Source organism: Streptomyces saintjeani (assembly GCF_055409605.1).
Genome location: NZ_CP189624.1, coordinates 9,200,240 through 9,215,568, shown reverse-complemented (window position 1 = coordinate 9,215,568; position 15,329 = coordinate 9,200,240). Strand labels below are relative to the sequence as shown.

Sequence of the window (15,329 nt, the reverse complement as noted above, 5' to 3'; positions counted from 1 at the left end):
CACCACCCGCACCTGGATGCCACCCGGCCATGTATGCGGCTACCGCCGCGCGAGCGCGACCAGCCCACCACGACCCGCACCCCGCCACGCACCTCTCCCACCCCAACAAACCGCCCCCACCACCACGTTCGACCCGTCGGACATTGTTCGAGACCCCTTGACGCCGCTCCACACCCCGACTGACACTCTCGCAACACGACGTCACACAGCTGTAACCGCGCGGCCTTCCAGACGAAAGGCCGCGCGGCGGTGTCACGCCCTCCCCCATCCCTTCGTGCCCTCGTGTCCTCCGACAGGGAATCAAGAACATGCCGCAGCACAACGCACCCCCCGGCACCCCAAGCCGCGCGAGACGGCTCGCCGGGCTCACCGCCGCCGCCCTGGTGATCGGCCTCGCTCCGGCCGTCACAGCGCACGCCGCCGCCGACACCCTCACCGACGGCCTCGCCCTCTGGTACAAACTCGACGCCTCCCCGGGCACAGCCACCGTCCCGGACGCCTCGGGCCACGGCCGCGACGGCGTCCTGAACGGCACGGGCACCTGGTCGGACGGCCTGACGTTCAACGGCTCGGACACCTACGTCAAGCTCCCGAACGACGTCATGAAGGGCATGGACGCGATCAGCGTCTCCTTCGACGTGAAGATGGACGCGGCCCAGCAGGCCCCGTACTTCCTGTACGGCTTCGGCAACACGAGCGGCACCGCGGGCAACGGCTACCTGTTCACGACGGGCAACGCCCTGCGCACCTCGATCGCGTCGGGCAACTGGTCCACGGAGCAGAACACGAGGGCGGACGACGGCCACAACCTGGCCAGGGACGTCTGGAAGCACGTGACGTACACCCAGTCGGGCACGACGGGCATCCTGTACGAGGACGGCGCGGAGGTGGGCCGCAACACCTCGGTGACGCTGACCCCGGGTTCGATCGGCGGCGGCACGACGACCGCGAACTACATCGGCAAGTCGGTGTACCCCGGCGACAGGCTGTTCCAGGGCAAGATCCGCGACTTCCGCGTGTACGACCGCGCGCTGACCGGCACCGAGGTGGAGACCTTGTCGCTGCCGGTCGCGACGGAGGGCGTCGCGGCGGACAAGGCGGCCCTGACGCTGGGCGACACGAGCGCGGTGACGGCAGACCTGACGCTCCCGAAGTCGGGTACGGCGGGCGGCTCGAACATCACGTGGGCCAGCGACAACCCGGACGTCGTCTCGGCGGCCGGCAAGGTCACCCGCCCGGCGGCCGGCGAGCCGAACGGCCACGCCACCCTGACGGCGACGCTCCGCAAGGGCGCGGTGAACGACACGAAGTCCTTCGAGGTGACAGTCCTGCCCACGTTCGACGACGCGACGGCGGTCCGGCAGGCCGCCGACACCCTGACCGTCCACAACCTGGACGACGTACGCGGCAACCTGGCCCTCCCCGCGACCGGCGCGTACGGCACGACGGTCACCTGGACGTCGGCGAACCCGGCGGCCGTCTCGGCGGACGGCATCGTCCACCGCCCGGCGCACGGCGAGGGCGCGACCACCGCGGCCCTGACGGCGACGGTCACGAAGGGCTCGCAGAGCACGACGCGCGTCCTGACGGCGAAGGTTCCCGAACTCCCCGCCGCGCAGAAGCCCGAGGGCTACCTCTTCAGCTACTTCACCGGCGAGGGCACCTCGGACGGCGAGCAGCTCTACTTCGGCCTGAGCAAGGGCAACGACCCGCTGCACTGGCGGGAGCTGAACAACGGCCGCCCGGTGCTGACGTCGACGCTCGGCGAACAGGGCCTGCGCGACCCGTTCATCATCCGCTCCCCCGAGGGCGACAAGTTCTACCAGATCGCCACCGACCTGAGGATCTACGGCAACGGCGACTGGGACGCATCGCAGCGCACCGGCAGCAAGTCCATCATGGTCTGGGAGTCCACCGACCTGACCCACTGGACGAACCAGCGCCTGGTGCGGATCTCCCCGGACAGCGCGGGCAACACCTGGGCGCCCGAGGCGTACTACGACTCGAAGCTCGGCGAGTACGTCGTGTTCTGGGCGTCGAAGCTGTACGACAACGAGGCGCACTCCGGCGACACGTACAACCGCATGATGTACGCGACGACGCGTGACTTCTACACGTTCAGCGAGCCGAAGGTGTGGGTGGACCGGGGCTACTCGGTCATCGACTCGACGGTAATCAAGCACGACGACACGTACTACCGCCTCTCGAAGGACGAGCGGAACAACACCTCGTCGACGCCCAACAGCAAGTTCATCTTCGAGGAGAAGAGCGACTCGCTGCTCGACACCTCGTGGACGCCGGTCGCCGAGGGCATCGGCAAGGGCGCGATGAACGCGGCCGAGGGCCCGCTGGTGTTCAAGTCGAACACCGAGGACAAGTGGTACGCGTTCCTCGACGAGTTCGGCGGCCGTGGCTACATCCCCTTCGAGACGACCGACCTCGACAAGGGCGTGTGGACCCCGTCCACGAACTACGAACTCCCGGCCCGCCCCCGCCACGGCACGGTCCTGCCGGTGACGAAGGCGGAGTACGACCGTCTCCTGCGCGCCTACCAGCCGGACCAGGTGGTGGAGAGCGTCCAGGACGTCACCGTGAAGACGAGGACCGGTCAGGCCCCGGTGCTCCCGGCGACGGTCATCGCCCGGTACGCCGACGGTGTGGACCGCCCGGTCGCGGTCACGTGGGACGCGGTCCCGGCGGACGCGTACAAGCAGCCCGGCGCCTTCGAGGTCAACGGCAAGCTGGTGGACGGCACTCCGCTCAAGGCGGCGGTGACCGTCTCGGCCGAAGGCCCCGACGTACCCGCCGACCTGCTCGTCCACTACGCCTTCGACGAGACGAAGGGGAACATCGCCGTCGACTCCAGCGGTCACGGCAACCACGGCACGTACGTGGGCTCCCCGGAGTTCGGCACGGGCGTGCACGGCGGCTCGGCCAAGCTGTCCGGCGGAACGTACGTGAAGATCCCGGGCGGCGTTCTCAAGGACGCGGGTTCGGTCACCGTCTCGACGTACGCGAAGTGGCAGGGCGGCGCCAACTTCCAGTGGCTGTTCGGACTCGGCCCGGACAGTGACAAGTACCTGTTCGCCACCCCCTCCAACGGCGGTTCGACGCTCTACTCGGCGATCACGAAGGCGAGTTGGTCGGCCGAGTCGAAGCTGACCGGCAACTCGGCGCTCACGGCGGGCCAGTGGCAGCACGTCACGGTCACCCTGGACGGGGCCACCGGCACGATGGTCCTGTACACGGACGGCGTCGAGGTGGCGCGTACGACGACCACCGTCAAGCCGTCGGAGCTGTACGACGCGGCCAAGGACTACTCGGGCTACATCGGCAAGTCCCTGTACGCGGCGGACCCGGCGTTCACGGGTGAGGTCGACGACTTCCGTATCTACGGGCGGGCGTTGACGGCCGCCGAGGTCATGGAGATCAGCGGCAACACGACGGGGATCGCCCGTGTCACCCTGCCGCAGCTGAAGGTCGACGCGATCGTCTCCGACGGCAAGGTCACCCTGCCGGTCAAGGAGGGCACCGATCTCAGGCGTCTGGCACCGGAGTTCACCATCGCCGAGGGCGCCGCGATCAGCCCCGCCTCGGGCAGCGTGCGGGACTTCAGCAAGCCGGTGACGTACCAAGTGACCGGCGGCGACGGCAAGAAGCGCACCTGGACCGTGTCGGCGGTCGTGATGAAGAGCCCGGTGCTGCCGGGTCTCAACGCCGACCCGAACATCGTCCGCTTCGGCGACACCTTCTACATCTACCCGACGACGGACGGCTTCGAGGGCTGGAGCGGTACGCAGTTCAAGGCGTACTCGTCGAAGGACCTCGTCCACTGGACGGACCACGGCGTCATCCTGGACCTCGGTCCGGACGTCTCGTGGGCCGACAGCAGGGCGTGGGCGCCGACCATCGCGGAGAAGAACGGCAAGTACTACTTCTACTTCTGCGCCGACGCGAACATCGGCGTCGCCGTCTCCGACTCCCCGACCGGCCCGTTCAAGGACGCTCTGGGCAAACCCCTGCTGAAGGCGGGCCAGTTGCCGGGCCAGATGATCGACCCGGCGACGTTCACGGACGACGACGGGACGACGTACCTGTACTGGGGCAACGGCCACGCGTACGTCGCGAAGCTCAACGCGGACATGACGTCGCTGGACATGTCGACGTTCAAGGACATCACCCCGAGCGGCTACAACGAGGGCACGTTCGTCGTGAAGCGCGAGGGCACGTACTACCTCATGTGGTCGGAGAACGACACGCGGGACGTCGACTACCGTGTCGCGTACGCCACCGGGCCCTCCCCGACCGGTCCGTGGACCAAGCGGGGCGTGATCCTGGAGAAGGACCTCTCGCTCGGCATCAAGGGTCCGGGACACCACTCGGTCGTCCAGGTCCCGAACTCCGACGACTGGTACATCGCCTACCACCGGTTCGCGATCCCCGGCGGCGACGGCACTCACCGCGAGACCACCATCGACAAGATGGAGTTCGACGCGAACGGCCTGATCAAGAAGGTCGTGCCGACGCTGACCAGCATCGACCCGGTGACCGTCGTGCACGCCGGCCCGGACGTCTCCGGCACCGAGGGCTCGCCGATCGCGCTGAGCGGTACGGCCTCCGGCGCGCCGGGCGCGAAGTGGTCCGTCGAGGGCGGCGCGCCGTGCAAGGTCGCCGACCCGGCCAAGGCGGCCACGACGGTGACGTGCGCGGACAACGGCACGTTCCAGCTCGCCATCGCGGGCGGCGGCAGCCGCGACACGGTGACGGTGAAGGTCGCGAACGCGGCGCCGGTCATCACGAAGGCGTCCGGCCCGTCCCCGGTGTCCATCGGCCGACCGGCGTCCGTGACAGCCTCGTTCACCGACGCGGGCGCCCGTGACACGCACACCTGCACGATCGACTGGGCCGACGGCAGCAAGCCGTACACCGGCCCCGTCTGCAAGGCGGAGCACCGCTACACCAAGGCCGGCATCCGGCGCCCGGTCGTCACGGTCAAGGACGACGACGGCGGCGGGACCGCCACGACGACCCTGCCCGAGCTGGTCGTGTACGACCGGGCGGGCAAGGCGTCGGGCGCGGGCCTGCTGCTGTCCCCGAAGGGCCAAGCCGCGTTCTCCTTCGCCGCCGCGTACGGCGAGAAGGCGACCGTCCCGACCGGCCGTGTCACGTTCACCGCCCCCGGCGTGTCGCTGCGCGGCACCGGCTCGGACTGGCTGGTCGTCACCGGCAAGCAGGCCGTCTACCAGGGCACCGGCACCGTCGACAGGGCGTCCGGGTACGCCTTCCGGATCACCGCGACGGACGGCCCCGACGCCTTCCGGATCAAGGTCTGGCAGAAGTCGACGGGCAAGGTCGTGTACGACGGCGGCAGCATGGCGGGAGGAGTGATCACCGTGGGCCGCTAGAGTCCGCGCGCGCGAGGCGGGTCCGTACCCGGGGGGCTCCACCCCTTGGGTGCGGACCCGCCTCTTTCGCAGGGCGTCCGGGTGCGTGCCAGGACTCCCCAGTGATCCTGGACCGACCTCGGGACGTGTGTGCCCTGCGCGGCGATCACCAGCATCGGGCATGGGCCGGGCGCACGTCGTTGGCGCACAGTCCACAGGCATGACGCATTGCGTCCACTGCCCCGCCTACGGTGTCCCGGTCGGCGACAATCCCCCGCGTCCCGCCTGTGCGCGCACGTCGCTCGGCGTGTCGCCGTACGCGGAGCGGAACGCGCGCGTGAACTCGGCGGCGCGCGGGAAGCCCCAGCGGGCGGCGACCGCGTGGATGGGCAGGTCGTGCAGCGCCGGGTCCGTGAGGTCGCGGTGCGCGTTCTTCAGGCGCTGCTCGCGCAGGTAGGACGCGACCGTGAGGCCCTCCGCCTGGAAGAGGCGGTACAGGTAGCTGCGGGAGACGTGGTGGGCGGCGGCGATCGTGGCGGGGCTGAGGTCCGGGTCGGCCAGGTTGCGGCGTACGAACTCCTTGATCCGCAGCGTCAGTGCGCGCGCCCTCGTCTCCGGGGACATCGCCCGCTCGGCGTCCAGGAGGTGTGCGAACAGGGCGGTCACGAGGTCGACGACGACCGTGCCGAGCCGCGTCGCGTCCGACGGGCGGTACGGCGTCGTGTCGTCCGCGAGCTGGATCAGGAACTGGGTGAGCAGCGCGCCGAGCCCAGCCTGGCCGTCGACCCTGCCGATCACCCGGTCCTCCGCGCGGCGGCCCGGCAGGACGACCGCGCTGCGGGGTATCTCCACGCCGACGATCGACACCGGGTCGGGGCCCGTCGACACCTCGAACGCCCTCGACGAGTGGCTGACGTGCAGATCCTTCACCCGGTACGCGGCCTGCCGCTCGCCCCAGTCCGCCGTGCCCTCCCCGCGCAGCAGCAACGACAGGTGGTACACCTCCGGGTCCGACTGCCGCACCAGGCGCGGGGTGCGCTGGAAGACGAGGTGGTCGAAGGAGGCCGGCCAGATCGTCACCTCGCCGAGCGGGATGAGGCGCTGGACCCCGTGGTAGTCGTCCGCACAGTCGCTGAACAGCCGCATCGGAGCGTGCGTACGGCCGAGTCGTTCCGTCCATGCCTCGAACCGGTCGGCGGCAGGCAGTTCCTTCGTTCTCAGCACCGATTCGTGGAGCATCCGGGTAGTCAACCACACGTCCCGGCAGCCGATTTCAGCCGATCGCCGGTACGGGAGAGGAGGAGGAAAACGGCTGCGGCGAGGGCCTGGAACCCGGCGGCGGCCACCAGCGCCTCTCCGGGCGGGCAGACGGCCGCGACCCCCGCGCCGACCGCGTACCCGCTGATCTTCAGGCTCGCCCCGGTGCTGAAGACCTGCCCCCGCAGCCGTTCGGGAGCTTCCCGGTGCCGGATCGCGAAGACGGCGACGAGCTGGGGCCCGGCACCGAGTCCGGCGAGGACGGACGCGGCGAGGGGGGTGAGTGCCGCGACGAGAAAGGCGCCTCCGAGAAGGACGGTGCTCGCGAGAAGCATGGCGTCGGGGCTGAGCACACCGGGGCGGCGGGCCAGAGCGAGGCTCGCGAGGAGGGACGCCAACGCGAGGACGGCGAGCAGGAAGGCGCCCGCGCTCTCGGCGCCGAAGGCTTGGACGCCGAGGAAGGGCGTGACGGCCGTGAAGGCGCCGAGCCCGGCGTGGGAGAGGGTCGAGCTGAGGGTGGCTCGGGCGAGGGGGCGGATACGGAGGAGGGCACCGAACCCGGCGCGGAGATCGGGGAGCAGGCCGGTGCGGGCGGCTGGAGCCGGGGCTTCGCGCGGGCCGGGAATCGAGGCTCGGCCGGCCACCGCCGCCGGGGTCCCACCCGACACGGACGTCACACCGCCGCGCGACTCCGACACCCCGGCCATGCTCCCGCGCGACTCCGACACTCCAACCATGCCTCCGCCCGGCTCCGGCATCCCAGCCACGTCCCCGCCCGGCTCCGACACCCCAGTCACACCACCGCACGGTGGGACTCCATCGCCGACCGCCGGTCTCCCCTCCGCCCCTTTCCCCGGCCGCTGCCGCCCGCCGGCGCCCCCGCCCGGCTCCACCTCCTCACCCCCGGTCCCGCGCGCCCCCCGCCCGAGACTCCGCGCCGCCTCCTCCGAGACCCCCGCTCCTCTCCCCGGCAGGCTCCACGCCGCCGGAAGCGCGCACGCGATCAGCGCCACGGCTGTCAGCAGGGCCGCGTCCGGGCCCGCCGCCAGTGCCACGCCTCCGGCCAGCGCGGGGCCCGCGAGTGCCGCGAACTCGTACGACGCCGCGTCCAGCGCTCCCGCGCGCGGGAGGCGTTCGGTGACGGCGGGGAGCCGGGAGGTCCAGCCCGCTGCCAGGGCGGGTGCGAAGAGGCCGGCCGTCAGGGCGAGGGACAGGACGGCGGGGAACGGGAGAGTGCCGAGGGTCCACCGGACCAGCAGCAGGGTCGCCGCGTACACCGCCAGCGCTCCGCAAAGGAGGCGGCCGGGGTGGGGCGTGCGGTCGAGGAGGGCGCCCAGGACCGGGCCGCCGAGGGCTGCCGATGCCGTGAGCGCGGCGAGCAGGGGTGGGCCGGAACCGGTGACCGCCGTACCGGCGAGGAGCAGGGCCGGGCCGGACATCTCGTCGCCCGTGCGCGCGGCACCCGCGCCGAGGAGATAGCGGACCAGACCGTAACGTCTTCTCATGGACTCGACGTTACAAAGTAACCGCATATCCAGCCAAGGCCGTTACACTCGCCCTCATGGAGCCCTCCCCCGACGACTGGTTCACCCGCCACTCCCCCGCCCGCACCGCCCACCGCACCGTCGCCCTCGTCAATGTCCTCACGTCCGGCGAACCCCGTACGGACGCCGTCGCCGAGGTGCTGCGCGAGTACGGCGAGGCCGAACCGCTGGACCTGTCCCCCGGTGACGTCGAGGGCATGAGGGAAGCGGCCCTGCGCCTGCGCGAGGTGTTCGCCGCCGGGTCCGTCGACACCGCGGCCGGACGCCTCAACCGCCTCCTCGCCGAGGGCTGCGGCCCCGTACGCCTGACCTCCCACGGCGGCGGAACCCCCTGGCACCTCCACCTGGACCGGCACGACGAGGCCCCCTGGGCGGAGTGGTTCCTCGCGTCGTCCTGCATGACGCTGGCCGTCCTCCTGTGGGACCGCCAGCTCCCGCCGGGCGGCGTGTGCGCGGCATCGGCCTGCGAGAACGTCTTCGTGACGAGCACGAGCGGCTCGACCCGCCGCTACTGCTCGGCCCGCTGCGCGACGCGGGAACGGGTGGCGGCACACCGCAGGGCACGGAATGCGGATGCGGACGGTTCCGGTCCTCCCTAGCCTGAGCGGCATGACGGACGAGGCGTACACGAATCCGAGGCTGGCCGCCTTCTACGACCCGCTCGACAGCGACCGCCCAGATCTCGACGTATACGCGGGCATCGCAAGGGAGTTGGGCGCACGCCGGATTCTGGACGTCGGCTGCGGCACCGGCACCCTGGCGCTCCTGCTCGCCGAACAGGGCTTCGACGTCACGGGAGTTGACCCGGCGGGCGCCTCACTGGACCTCGCGCGCGCCAAGTCCGGTGCGGACAAGGTGCGTTGGCTGCACGGAGACGCGACCGGGCTGCCCGGCCTCGGCGTGGACCTGGCCGTCATGACCGGCAACGCCGCGCAGGCCGTCGTGGACGAACGGCTCTGGGAAGGGACCTTGCGCGGTGTGCGCGAGGCTCTCCGCCCCGGCGGCCGGTTCGTGTTCGAGACGCGGGACCCGGCGCGGCGGGCATGGGAGGAGTGGAACCCCGGGCGGTCCCGCCGCCTCGTACACGTACCCGGCACCGGCGAGGTGGAGACCTGGCACGAGGTCACCGACGTCTCCTGGCCCCTCGTGACCTTCCGGACCGTGATCGTCCTCAAGGCCACCGGCGAGGAACTCCGCTCCCTGTCCACCCTCCGCTTCCGCGAGCGCGACGAGGTCACCGCCGCCCTGACGTCCCACGGCTTCACCGTCGAGGAGGTCAGAGACGCCCCCGACCGCCCCGGCAAGGAGTTCGTGTTCTTCGCCCGAGCCCGAGAGCGCGCCCGAGAAGTGGTGTAGCCCCGCCGAGGGTCGTAGCGTCGACAGTGAACGACGACCGGTGCAGGGAGCGGACATGCCCAGGTACATGAAGAGGACCGCCCTGGCGCTGTGCGCGGCGGCGTCCCTGGCGGCGGCAGGCACTACCCCGACCCACCACTCCCGCACGGTCCTCCTGGACTGCGCGGGAGAGCCCCGGACCCGCCCCGCCGACTACGTCCTGGCCTGCGGCGACGGCAACAGCCGCCTGACCGCGCTGCACTGGTCCCGCTGGACCTCGGCCGAGGCGGAGGGCCGGGGCCTGAACGCGGTCAACGACTGCGTCCCGTACTGCGCGGCGGGCACGTTCCACAGCTACCCGGTGAGGGTCCGCCTGGACACCCCGAGCACAGGGAAGGTCCGGCACTACACCCGCGTGACGCTCACGTTCACAGCGGACAAGCCGGATAAAGCACCACGAACCGCGACGTACCGACTAGCGGAAGCCCCACCAGGGGCGCGGGGCTGAATCGATCTGCGGCTCCGCCGCGTGGGCGCAATAGGCCACGACGGCGCCGCACCTGACCAGCGACAGTTCCCTCCCCCTCGGAAACTCAGCCGTGCCCCAGCCTGCTCAGCCGCGCAGCGGCCCGCATCCGGGCCACCTGGAGCACCGAGAGGAGCACTTCGCGGCTGGAGTTGCGGTCCCGGACGTCGCACAGGACGACCGGTATGCCGGGGTCGAGGTCGAGGGCCGCGCGGACCTGTTCCACGGAGGCTTCGCGGCGTCCGTGGAAGCAGTTGACGCCGACCGCGAAGGGGATCTCCCGGGACTCGAAGAAGTCGATCGAGGCGAAGGAGGCGTCGAGGCGGCGGGTGTCCGCGAGGACGATCGCGCCGAGCGCCCCGTTCGCGAGGTCGTCCCACATGAACCAGAAGCGGTCCTGGCCGGGCGTGCCGAAGAGGTACACGACGAGGTCGGAGGCGACGGTGATCCGGCCGAAGTCCATGGCGACCGTGGTGGCCACCTTGTTCTCCACGCCGGAGAGGTCGTCGACGCCGCGACTGACCTCGGTCATGCGCTCCTCGGTCTCCAGCGGCGGCACCTCGCTCACCGAGCCCACCATCGTGGTCTTCCCGACGCCGAATCCGCCCGCCACCAGGATCTTCAGTGCGGTCGGCAGGACGGGTTCAGAGTTGACGGATGGCATCCATCACCCTTTCGATGAGTTCGACGTCCGGCTGGCTTTCCTTGCCGGGCGGCGACTGGACTAGGATCAGCGAGGTATTGAGGAGATCTCCGCACAGGATCTTCACGACGCTCACGGGCAGGTCCATCAGGGCGGCGATCTCGGCGATCGCCACCGCCCGGTCCCGGCACAGCTCCAGGATCTTGGCCGCCTCCGGCTCGACCGCCTCCTGGTCCGTGTCCGCCACGGACCGGGAGACGATCTGGGTGATCAGCGTGAAGGCGTGCTGGGAGTGCCGGGTCCTGCCGCCCGTGATGGCGTAGGGGCGTAAGTAACGCCCCCCGCCGGACGCCTCCGACCAACGGGGCTCAGACATCCTGGCCCAGGCCGCCAGGAGGGCCCTGCATCCGTGGCGGAGCGCTCAGATAGGTGCCGACGCGCTTGACCAGGGTGCCCATCTCGTAGGCCATCATGCCGATGTCCACGGTGTCCGAGGCGAACGCCGCGAGGCGCGCGCCCTGCCCGGCCGCCGTGATGAAGAGGTACGCCTTCTCCATCTGGATGACCGTCTGCTGGACGGGTCCGCCGTGGAAGTGGCGTGCGGCGCCCCGCGCGAGGCTGTGCACGCCGGACCCGACGGCCGAGAGGTGCTCGGCGTCGTCGCGGCGGATGTCCTTCGACTTGCCGATGAGGAGGCCGTCCCCCGACAGCACGACAGCACAACGAATCTCGGGGATTCGGTCCACCAGGTCGTCCAGCAGCCAGTCCAGCTGCGGACCGGGGTGTACCTGCTCACTCATTCCGTAACGTTCCTTCACCTTGGGTATGCATCAGGGCCCTTCGTCGTCGTACTGCCCGAGGGGCGGAGGGTCCGTCTCGGGCGACTGCGCTCGTTTCAGGCCCCTCTGGATGGCGCTCAGCGCGCGGGCCGACACGTCGGGAGAGATGACGCTCTCGTCGGGCTCCCCGCCCTCGCCGAACTGGGCGGCCTCCTTGCGCAGTTGCTGCGCGAGGGCGGCCCCACGGGTGCGCCGTGGCAGTACGTCGGGGGTGGTCAGGGGGGAGTTGCCCGTCATGGGTGCCGCCGCCTGGGGTGTCGTGGGGCGGTCCTGCCGCTGGTACTGCTCGGCTGCCGGGGTCGCGGCGGTGCCGTAGCCGTACTGCGGGCTCTGCGGCGGTTCCTGGTAGGAGGGGGAAACCGCTTGCTCCGCGTACAGCCCTGTACCCCCGGGGCCGTAGGGCCCGGGGGCCTGCGGGGGGTACGGCTCGTAGGACGCCCCGTACTCCGCCGGGGCCTCGGGCGCGGTGAGGCCGCTGCCGTAGGTCGCGGAGGACACGTTGTCGTAGGCCGCGGAGGACACGTTGTCGTAGGGCGTGCTGTCGTAGGACACGGTGCCGTACGACGCGACGGGTTCGGCGGGCAGGGGGTCGTACGCGGCCGGCTGGTGGTCGTACGACGGCTGGGGTTCGGGGTGCCCGGCGACCGGCGGGAGGAGGCCCGCGCCCGCGTACTCGGGGAAGCCGTCGTAGTCGGCGAGCCGGGTGTGGGTGGGCAGGTCGAAGCCGGTGGAGGTGTGCGCGCCCGCGCCGACCAGGAGGTGTTCGGCGCCGGCCGGCACCTGCTCGGTGCCGGCGGCGAGGCCCTGGCGCTCCGGCGCGGTGAGGGCGGCGTCCATCGTGGCCGCGGCGGCGGCCTGGAGCTGGTCGAGGACCGGGGAGCCGACCTCTTCGAGGAGGTCGACGGGGACGAGGACGATGCTCAGCGTGCCGCCGTAGACGGACTCGCGCAGTTCGACCTTGATGCCGTGGCGCTCGGCGAGCCTGGCGACCACGAAGTGGCCGAGGCGGGGGTCCTCTCCGAGGGCGGTGAGGTCCAGGCGCGGCGGGTGCGCGAGGAGCTGGTTGGCCTGGTGGCGCTGGGCGGGCGGGATGCCGAGGCCGTGGTCCTCGACGTGGATGGCGAGGCCCTTGGCGACGCGGATCGCGCTGACGGCGACCTGGGTCTCGGGCGGGGAGAAGCTGGTGCCGTTCTCGATCAGCTCGGCGAGCAGGTGCGTGACGTCCGAGACGGCGCGCGCGGCAAGGGCCGTACGGCGGTCGGCGGGGGCGTTCTTGACCTTGACCCGGGTGTACGCCTCGGTCTCGGCGACGGAGGCGCGCATGACGTCCGTGATGGGGACGGCGGCGTTGGTGCGGCGGCCGGTGGGCGTGCCGCTGAGGATCATCAGGTTCTCGGCGTGCCGGCGGGCGCGGGTGGCGAGGTGGTCGACCTTGAAGATGTCGTGCAGGAGGTCGGAGTCCTCGTGCTTGCGCTCCAGGTCGTCGAGGAGGGCGATGAGGCGGTGCAGCAGGATCTGGGTGCGCCGGATGAGCTGGGCGACGACCTTCTCGGTGCCCTCGCGGCCCATGTGCTGGCGTATCGCGGTGTCGACGGAGACGAGGGCGACGCGGTCGACGACGGCGGCGAGGCGGGCGATCTCCTCGGAGCCGCGCCGGCGGGTGCCGAGGCCGAGCGCGGTGGCGGGGTCGACGCGCTCGCCCTTCTCGACGCGGGCGAGGACCTCGGGGAGGCGGCGGCCGGCGAGTTCCTCGGCGTAGGCGTGCAGGTCGCGCAGTTCGTTCGCGGAGGCCCGCTTGCGGCGCCGGGCGACGAGCCAGGCGGCGAGGACCGGGGCGAGGGCGGCGACGGCGCCGGTGAGCGCGCCGATCAGGAGGGCGTCGGCGCGGACGCCGATGACGGCGGCGAGGTCGGTGTGATCCGTGTGGACGACGGGCGTTCGGCCCTCGTCGGCCAAGCCGGTGGTCTGCCGGAAGGTCGCGGGGACGAAGTATGTCTCGGCCGCCTGCGCGAGGTCCGCGCGTATCGCCCGGTACTCCTCGATCAGCGCGCTCTCCTCGGGCGCGGTGGTGCGCCCGGAAAGTCCGCCGGTCGCGGAACCGGGGAGGGCCGCGGGCGCGTCCGGCCCTTCGAGGGGGGAGGACGCGTCGTGCGGCAGCGTACGGGTGGTCACACGGTCGGCGTGGCCCTGCTCGTCGGCCGCGTGGGCCGCCGTCGAACCCCACAGGCAGGTGAGGCAGACCGCGGGGACCACGAAGGGAACGACGAACGAGGAGCGCAGTCGCGGACTGCGGGGGGCGGAGCGGTCACGGGTCCGCCGGTCGCGGATGCCTGGCATCTGATTCCTCGTACAGCAGCGACACACCTGGGCCGGCGGACGGTCGGTCCCTGTGGGGGGTCTTTCCGTCCGGCCGGTTTACTCGGCGTGTTCGAATGTCGGCGATGAGCTGCACCGTATCAGGATCATGGCGCAGCGTCAGCATACGCCTGAGGCAACTTCCGCACGTCACGGCACAGTTGACACCGGCACAAGCCCGTCGAAGGGCGGGCAGGTTCGGGCAAGGGGTCACAGGAGGGCGAGGAGCTTCGGTGTGAAGAGCGCGCTCGCCGGGGCGATTCCGGCAACTGTGTCGAAATAGATCGAGGTGAGTTCCTCGTCCTGCTGGACGGCTCTCAGCAGGGAGAGCCTCTGCTCGTGGGGGTCGAGGCGGGCGACACCGAGGGTCGCCTCGTAGCCGCCCATGAGGGCCTGGTCGCGGTCCTCGCTGAAGTCCTTGAGGGCCGTGTCGAGGACGGCGGGGTCGTCGCCGAGGGCGTCCGCGAGGCGTCCCGTGAGGAGTTCGACCTGCTGGTAGCCGTCGCTGATGCCGCGCGCGGTGATGGAGTCCTTGTGGTGTCCGGCGTCCCCGACGAGGACCCAGCCGGGGCCGTTGGCCTTGCGGAAGAAGTTCTGCTGGCGGCCGGTGCCGCGCAGTTTCTCCAGCGGTTCGAGGCCCTCGATCCGGCCGTACAGCTCGGGCGCGGTGTCCTCGACCTGCTTCAGGTAGGCGGCCTGGGCGTCGGCGCGGACCTCCTGGTAGCGGTCCTGCGGGAAGTAGACGAGGACCAGGGTCGCGTCGCCGTGGGTGGGGACGGCGGCCACCCAGCTGCGGGGTTTCTCGTAGAGTTCGAGGGCGTCCGTCACCTTCGGGTAGTACGCGTAGTACGCGCAGGTCAGACGGGGGTGCTCGACGGTGTACGGCGCTCCCACGAGGGCGCCGACGGTGGAGCGCATACCGTCCGCGCCGATCACGAGGCGGGCGGTTTCGGTGAAGGTCTTTCCCCCGGATCTTCCCCGTACCCCCACGACACGCCCCGTGTCGTCGTGCAGCAGCCCGTTCACTTCGTACCGTTCGCGGTATTCGACGCCGTCCTCCACGGCCGCGTCGATCATGAGCGGGTCGAGGATGTTGCGGCGCGGGGAGTACGCCGCGCGCTGGCCGTCCACGCCCCGGGCGCAGCCGTCGAGCCTGATGTCGTCGACCTCGTAGCGGACCCGCTCGATGGGCGGGCAGCCGGTCTCACGCAGGGTGTCCAGCAGGCCCCAGCGTGCCAGGGCGGCGACGCCCGGCTGATGCAGCAGATGGGTGGAGAGCGTGTCCGTGCCGTAGGCCGCCTTGTCCACTATGAGGACCCGGAACCCGGCTCGGGAGAGCAGCATGGCGGTGGGTGCACCGGCGCAGCGCGCCCCCACCACGATGGCGTCGAACATGTCGGAGCCTTACATGTCGGCAACTAGGGGATGAGGTGTGGGGGGTGGGAG

The 15,329-nt window shown here is 71.2% G+C and carries 11 protein-coding genes; 4 read left to right on the top strand and 7 right to left on the bottom strand.

The genetic code is table 11. The annotated features are described in order from the left end of the window. Positions 1-308: 308 nt before the first annotated feature. A complete protein-coding gene (locus ACQCO7_RS41310; RefSeq protein ID WP_464076648.1) occupies positions 309-5,405 on the top strand; it encodes a family 43 glycosylhydrolase in 5,097 nt (1,698 codons plus the stop codon). A 225-nt stretch (positions 5,406-5,630) separates the two neighbouring features. Here ACQCO7_RS41310 and ACQCO7_RS41305 read toward each other — a convergent pair whose 3' ends face one another. Next, positions 5,631-6,623 carry a helix-turn-helix domain-containing protein gene (locus ACQCO7_RS41305; protein ID WP_464076647.1) on the bottom strand — a complete coding sequence of 331 codons (993 nt, stop codon included), beginning with the start codon at positions 6,621-6,623 and terminating at the stop codon, positions 5,631-5,633. Between the two features lie 8 nt (positions 6,624-6,631). Next, the gene (locus ACQCO7_RS41300) at positions 6,632-8,146 is read right to left on the bottom strand and encodes an MFS transporter (RefSeq protein WP_464076646.1); all 1,515 of its coding nucleotides are present in this window, start codon (positions 8,144-8,146) and stop codon (positions 6,632-6,634) included. A gap of 56 nt (positions 8,147-8,202) precedes the next feature. Between ACQCO7_RS41300 and ACQCO7_RS41295 the strand changes: the two genes are divergently transcribed. Genes ACQCO7_RS41295 through ACQCO7_RS41285 form a run of 3 tightly spaced genes read left to right on the top strand, consistent with a single transcriptional unit; the run spans position 8,203 to position 10,028 of the window. Further along, positions 8,203-8,784, top strand: a complete 582-nt coding sequence (locus tag ACQCO7_RS41295) for a CGNR zinc finger domain-containing protein (protein ID WP_464076645.1) — start codon at positions 8,203-8,205, stop codon at positions 8,782-8,784. 10 nt (positions 8,785-8,794) lie between these two features. Further along, on the top strand, positions 8,795-9,541 hold the full coding sequence (locus tag ACQCO7_RS41290; RefSeq protein WP_464076644.1) for a class I SAM-dependent methyltransferase: 747 nt from the start codon (positions 8,795-8,797) through the stop codon (positions 9,539-9,541). A gap of 55 nt (positions 9,542-9,596) precedes the next feature. Then, a complete protein-coding gene (locus ACQCO7_RS41285) occupies positions 9,597-10,028 on the top strand; it encodes a hypothetical protein (RefSeq protein ID WP_464076643.1) in 432 nt (143 codons plus the stop codon). A gap of 85 nt (positions 10,029-10,113) precedes the next feature. On the opposite strand, the gene ACQCO7_RS41280 is transcribed toward ACQCO7_RS41285, so the two are convergent. The 5 genes from ACQCO7_RS41280 to ACQCO7_RS41260 form a co-directional block, all read right to left on the bottom strand. Beyond that, positions 10,114-10,710 (bottom strand): GTP-binding protein, encoded by a 597-nt coding sequence (locus ACQCO7_RS41280; protein ID WP_010357339.1) that lies wholly within the window; start codon positions 10,708-10,710, stop codon positions 10,114-10,116. Further along, on the bottom strand, positions 10,691-11,065 hold the full coding sequence (locus tag ACQCO7_RS41275) for a DUF742 domain-containing protein (protein ID WP_464076642.1): 375 nt from the start codon (positions 11,063-11,065) through the stop codon (positions 10,691-10,693). The genes ACQCO7_RS41280 and ACQCO7_RS41275 overlap by 20 nt, the downstream gene beginning before the upstream one ends. Next, the gene (locus ACQCO7_RS41270; protein ID WP_010357337.1) at positions 11,058-11,489 is read right to left on the bottom strand and encodes a roadblock/LC7 domain-containing protein; all 432 of its coding nucleotides are present in this window, start codon (positions 11,487-11,489) and stop codon (positions 11,058-11,060) included. The genes ACQCO7_RS41275 and ACQCO7_RS41270 overlap by 8 nt, the downstream gene beginning before the upstream one ends. A 30-nt stretch (positions 11,490-11,519) precedes the next feature. After that, complete coding sequence (locus ACQCO7_RS41265) at positions 11,520-13,865, bottom strand: sensor histidine kinase (RefSeq protein ID WP_464076641.1); 2,346 nt, start codon at positions 13,863-13,865, stop codon at positions 11,520-11,522. A 228-nt stretch (positions 13,866-14,093) separates the two neighbouring features. Beyond that, complete coding sequence (locus tag ACQCO7_RS41260; RefSeq protein WP_464076640.1) at positions 14,094-15,278, bottom strand: FAD-dependent oxidoreductase; 1,185 nt, start codon at positions 15,276-15,278, stop codon at positions 14,094-14,096. Positions 15,279-15,329: the final 51 nt, after the last annotated feature.

Coding starts and splice junctions, on each gene's coding strand:
- ACQCO7_RS41275 (WP_464076642.1), bottom strand. CDS start 11,065: ATGTCTGAGCCCCGTTGGTCGGAGGCGTCCGGCGGGGGGCGTTACTTA.
- ACQCO7_RS41305 (WP_464076647.1), bottom strand. CDS start 6,623: ATGCTCCACGAATCGGTGCTGAGAACGAAGGAACTGCCTGCCGCCGAC.
- ACQCO7_RS41290 (WP_464076644.1), top strand. CDS start 8,795: ATGACGGACGAGGCGTACACGAATCCGAGGCTGGCCGCCTTCTACGAC.
- ACQCO7_RS41265 (WP_464076641.1), bottom strand. CDS start 13,865: ATGCCAGGCATCCGCGACCGGCGGACCCGTGACCGCTCCGCCCCCCGC.
- ACQCO7_RS41270 (WP_010357337.1), bottom strand. CDS start 11,489: ATGAGTGAGCAGGTACACCCCGGTCCGCAGCTGGACTGGCTGCTGGAC.
- ACQCO7_RS41280 (WP_010357339.1), bottom strand. CDS start 10,710: ATGCCATCCGTCAACTCTGAACCCGTCCTGCCGACCGCACTGAAGATC.
- ACQCO7_RS41285 (WP_464076643.1), top strand. CDS start 9,597: ATGCCCAGGTACATGAAGAGGACCGCCCTGGCGCTGTGCGCGGCGGCG.
- ACQCO7_RS41260 (WP_464076640.1), bottom strand. CDS start 15,278: ATGTTCGACGCCATCGTGGTGGGGGCGCGCTGCGCCGGTGCACCCACC.
- ACQCO7_RS41300 (WP_464076646.1), bottom strand. CDS start 8,146: ATGAGAAGACGTTACGGTCTGGTCCGCTATCTCCTCGGCGCGGGTGCC.
- ACQCO7_RS41295 (WP_464076645.1), top strand. CDS start 8,203: ATGGAGCCCTCCCCCGACGACTGGTTCACCCGCCACTCCCCCGCCCGC.
- ACQCO7_RS41310 (WP_464076648.1), top strand. CDS start 309: ATGCCGCAGCACAACGCACCCCCCGGCACCCCAAGCCGCGCGAGACGG.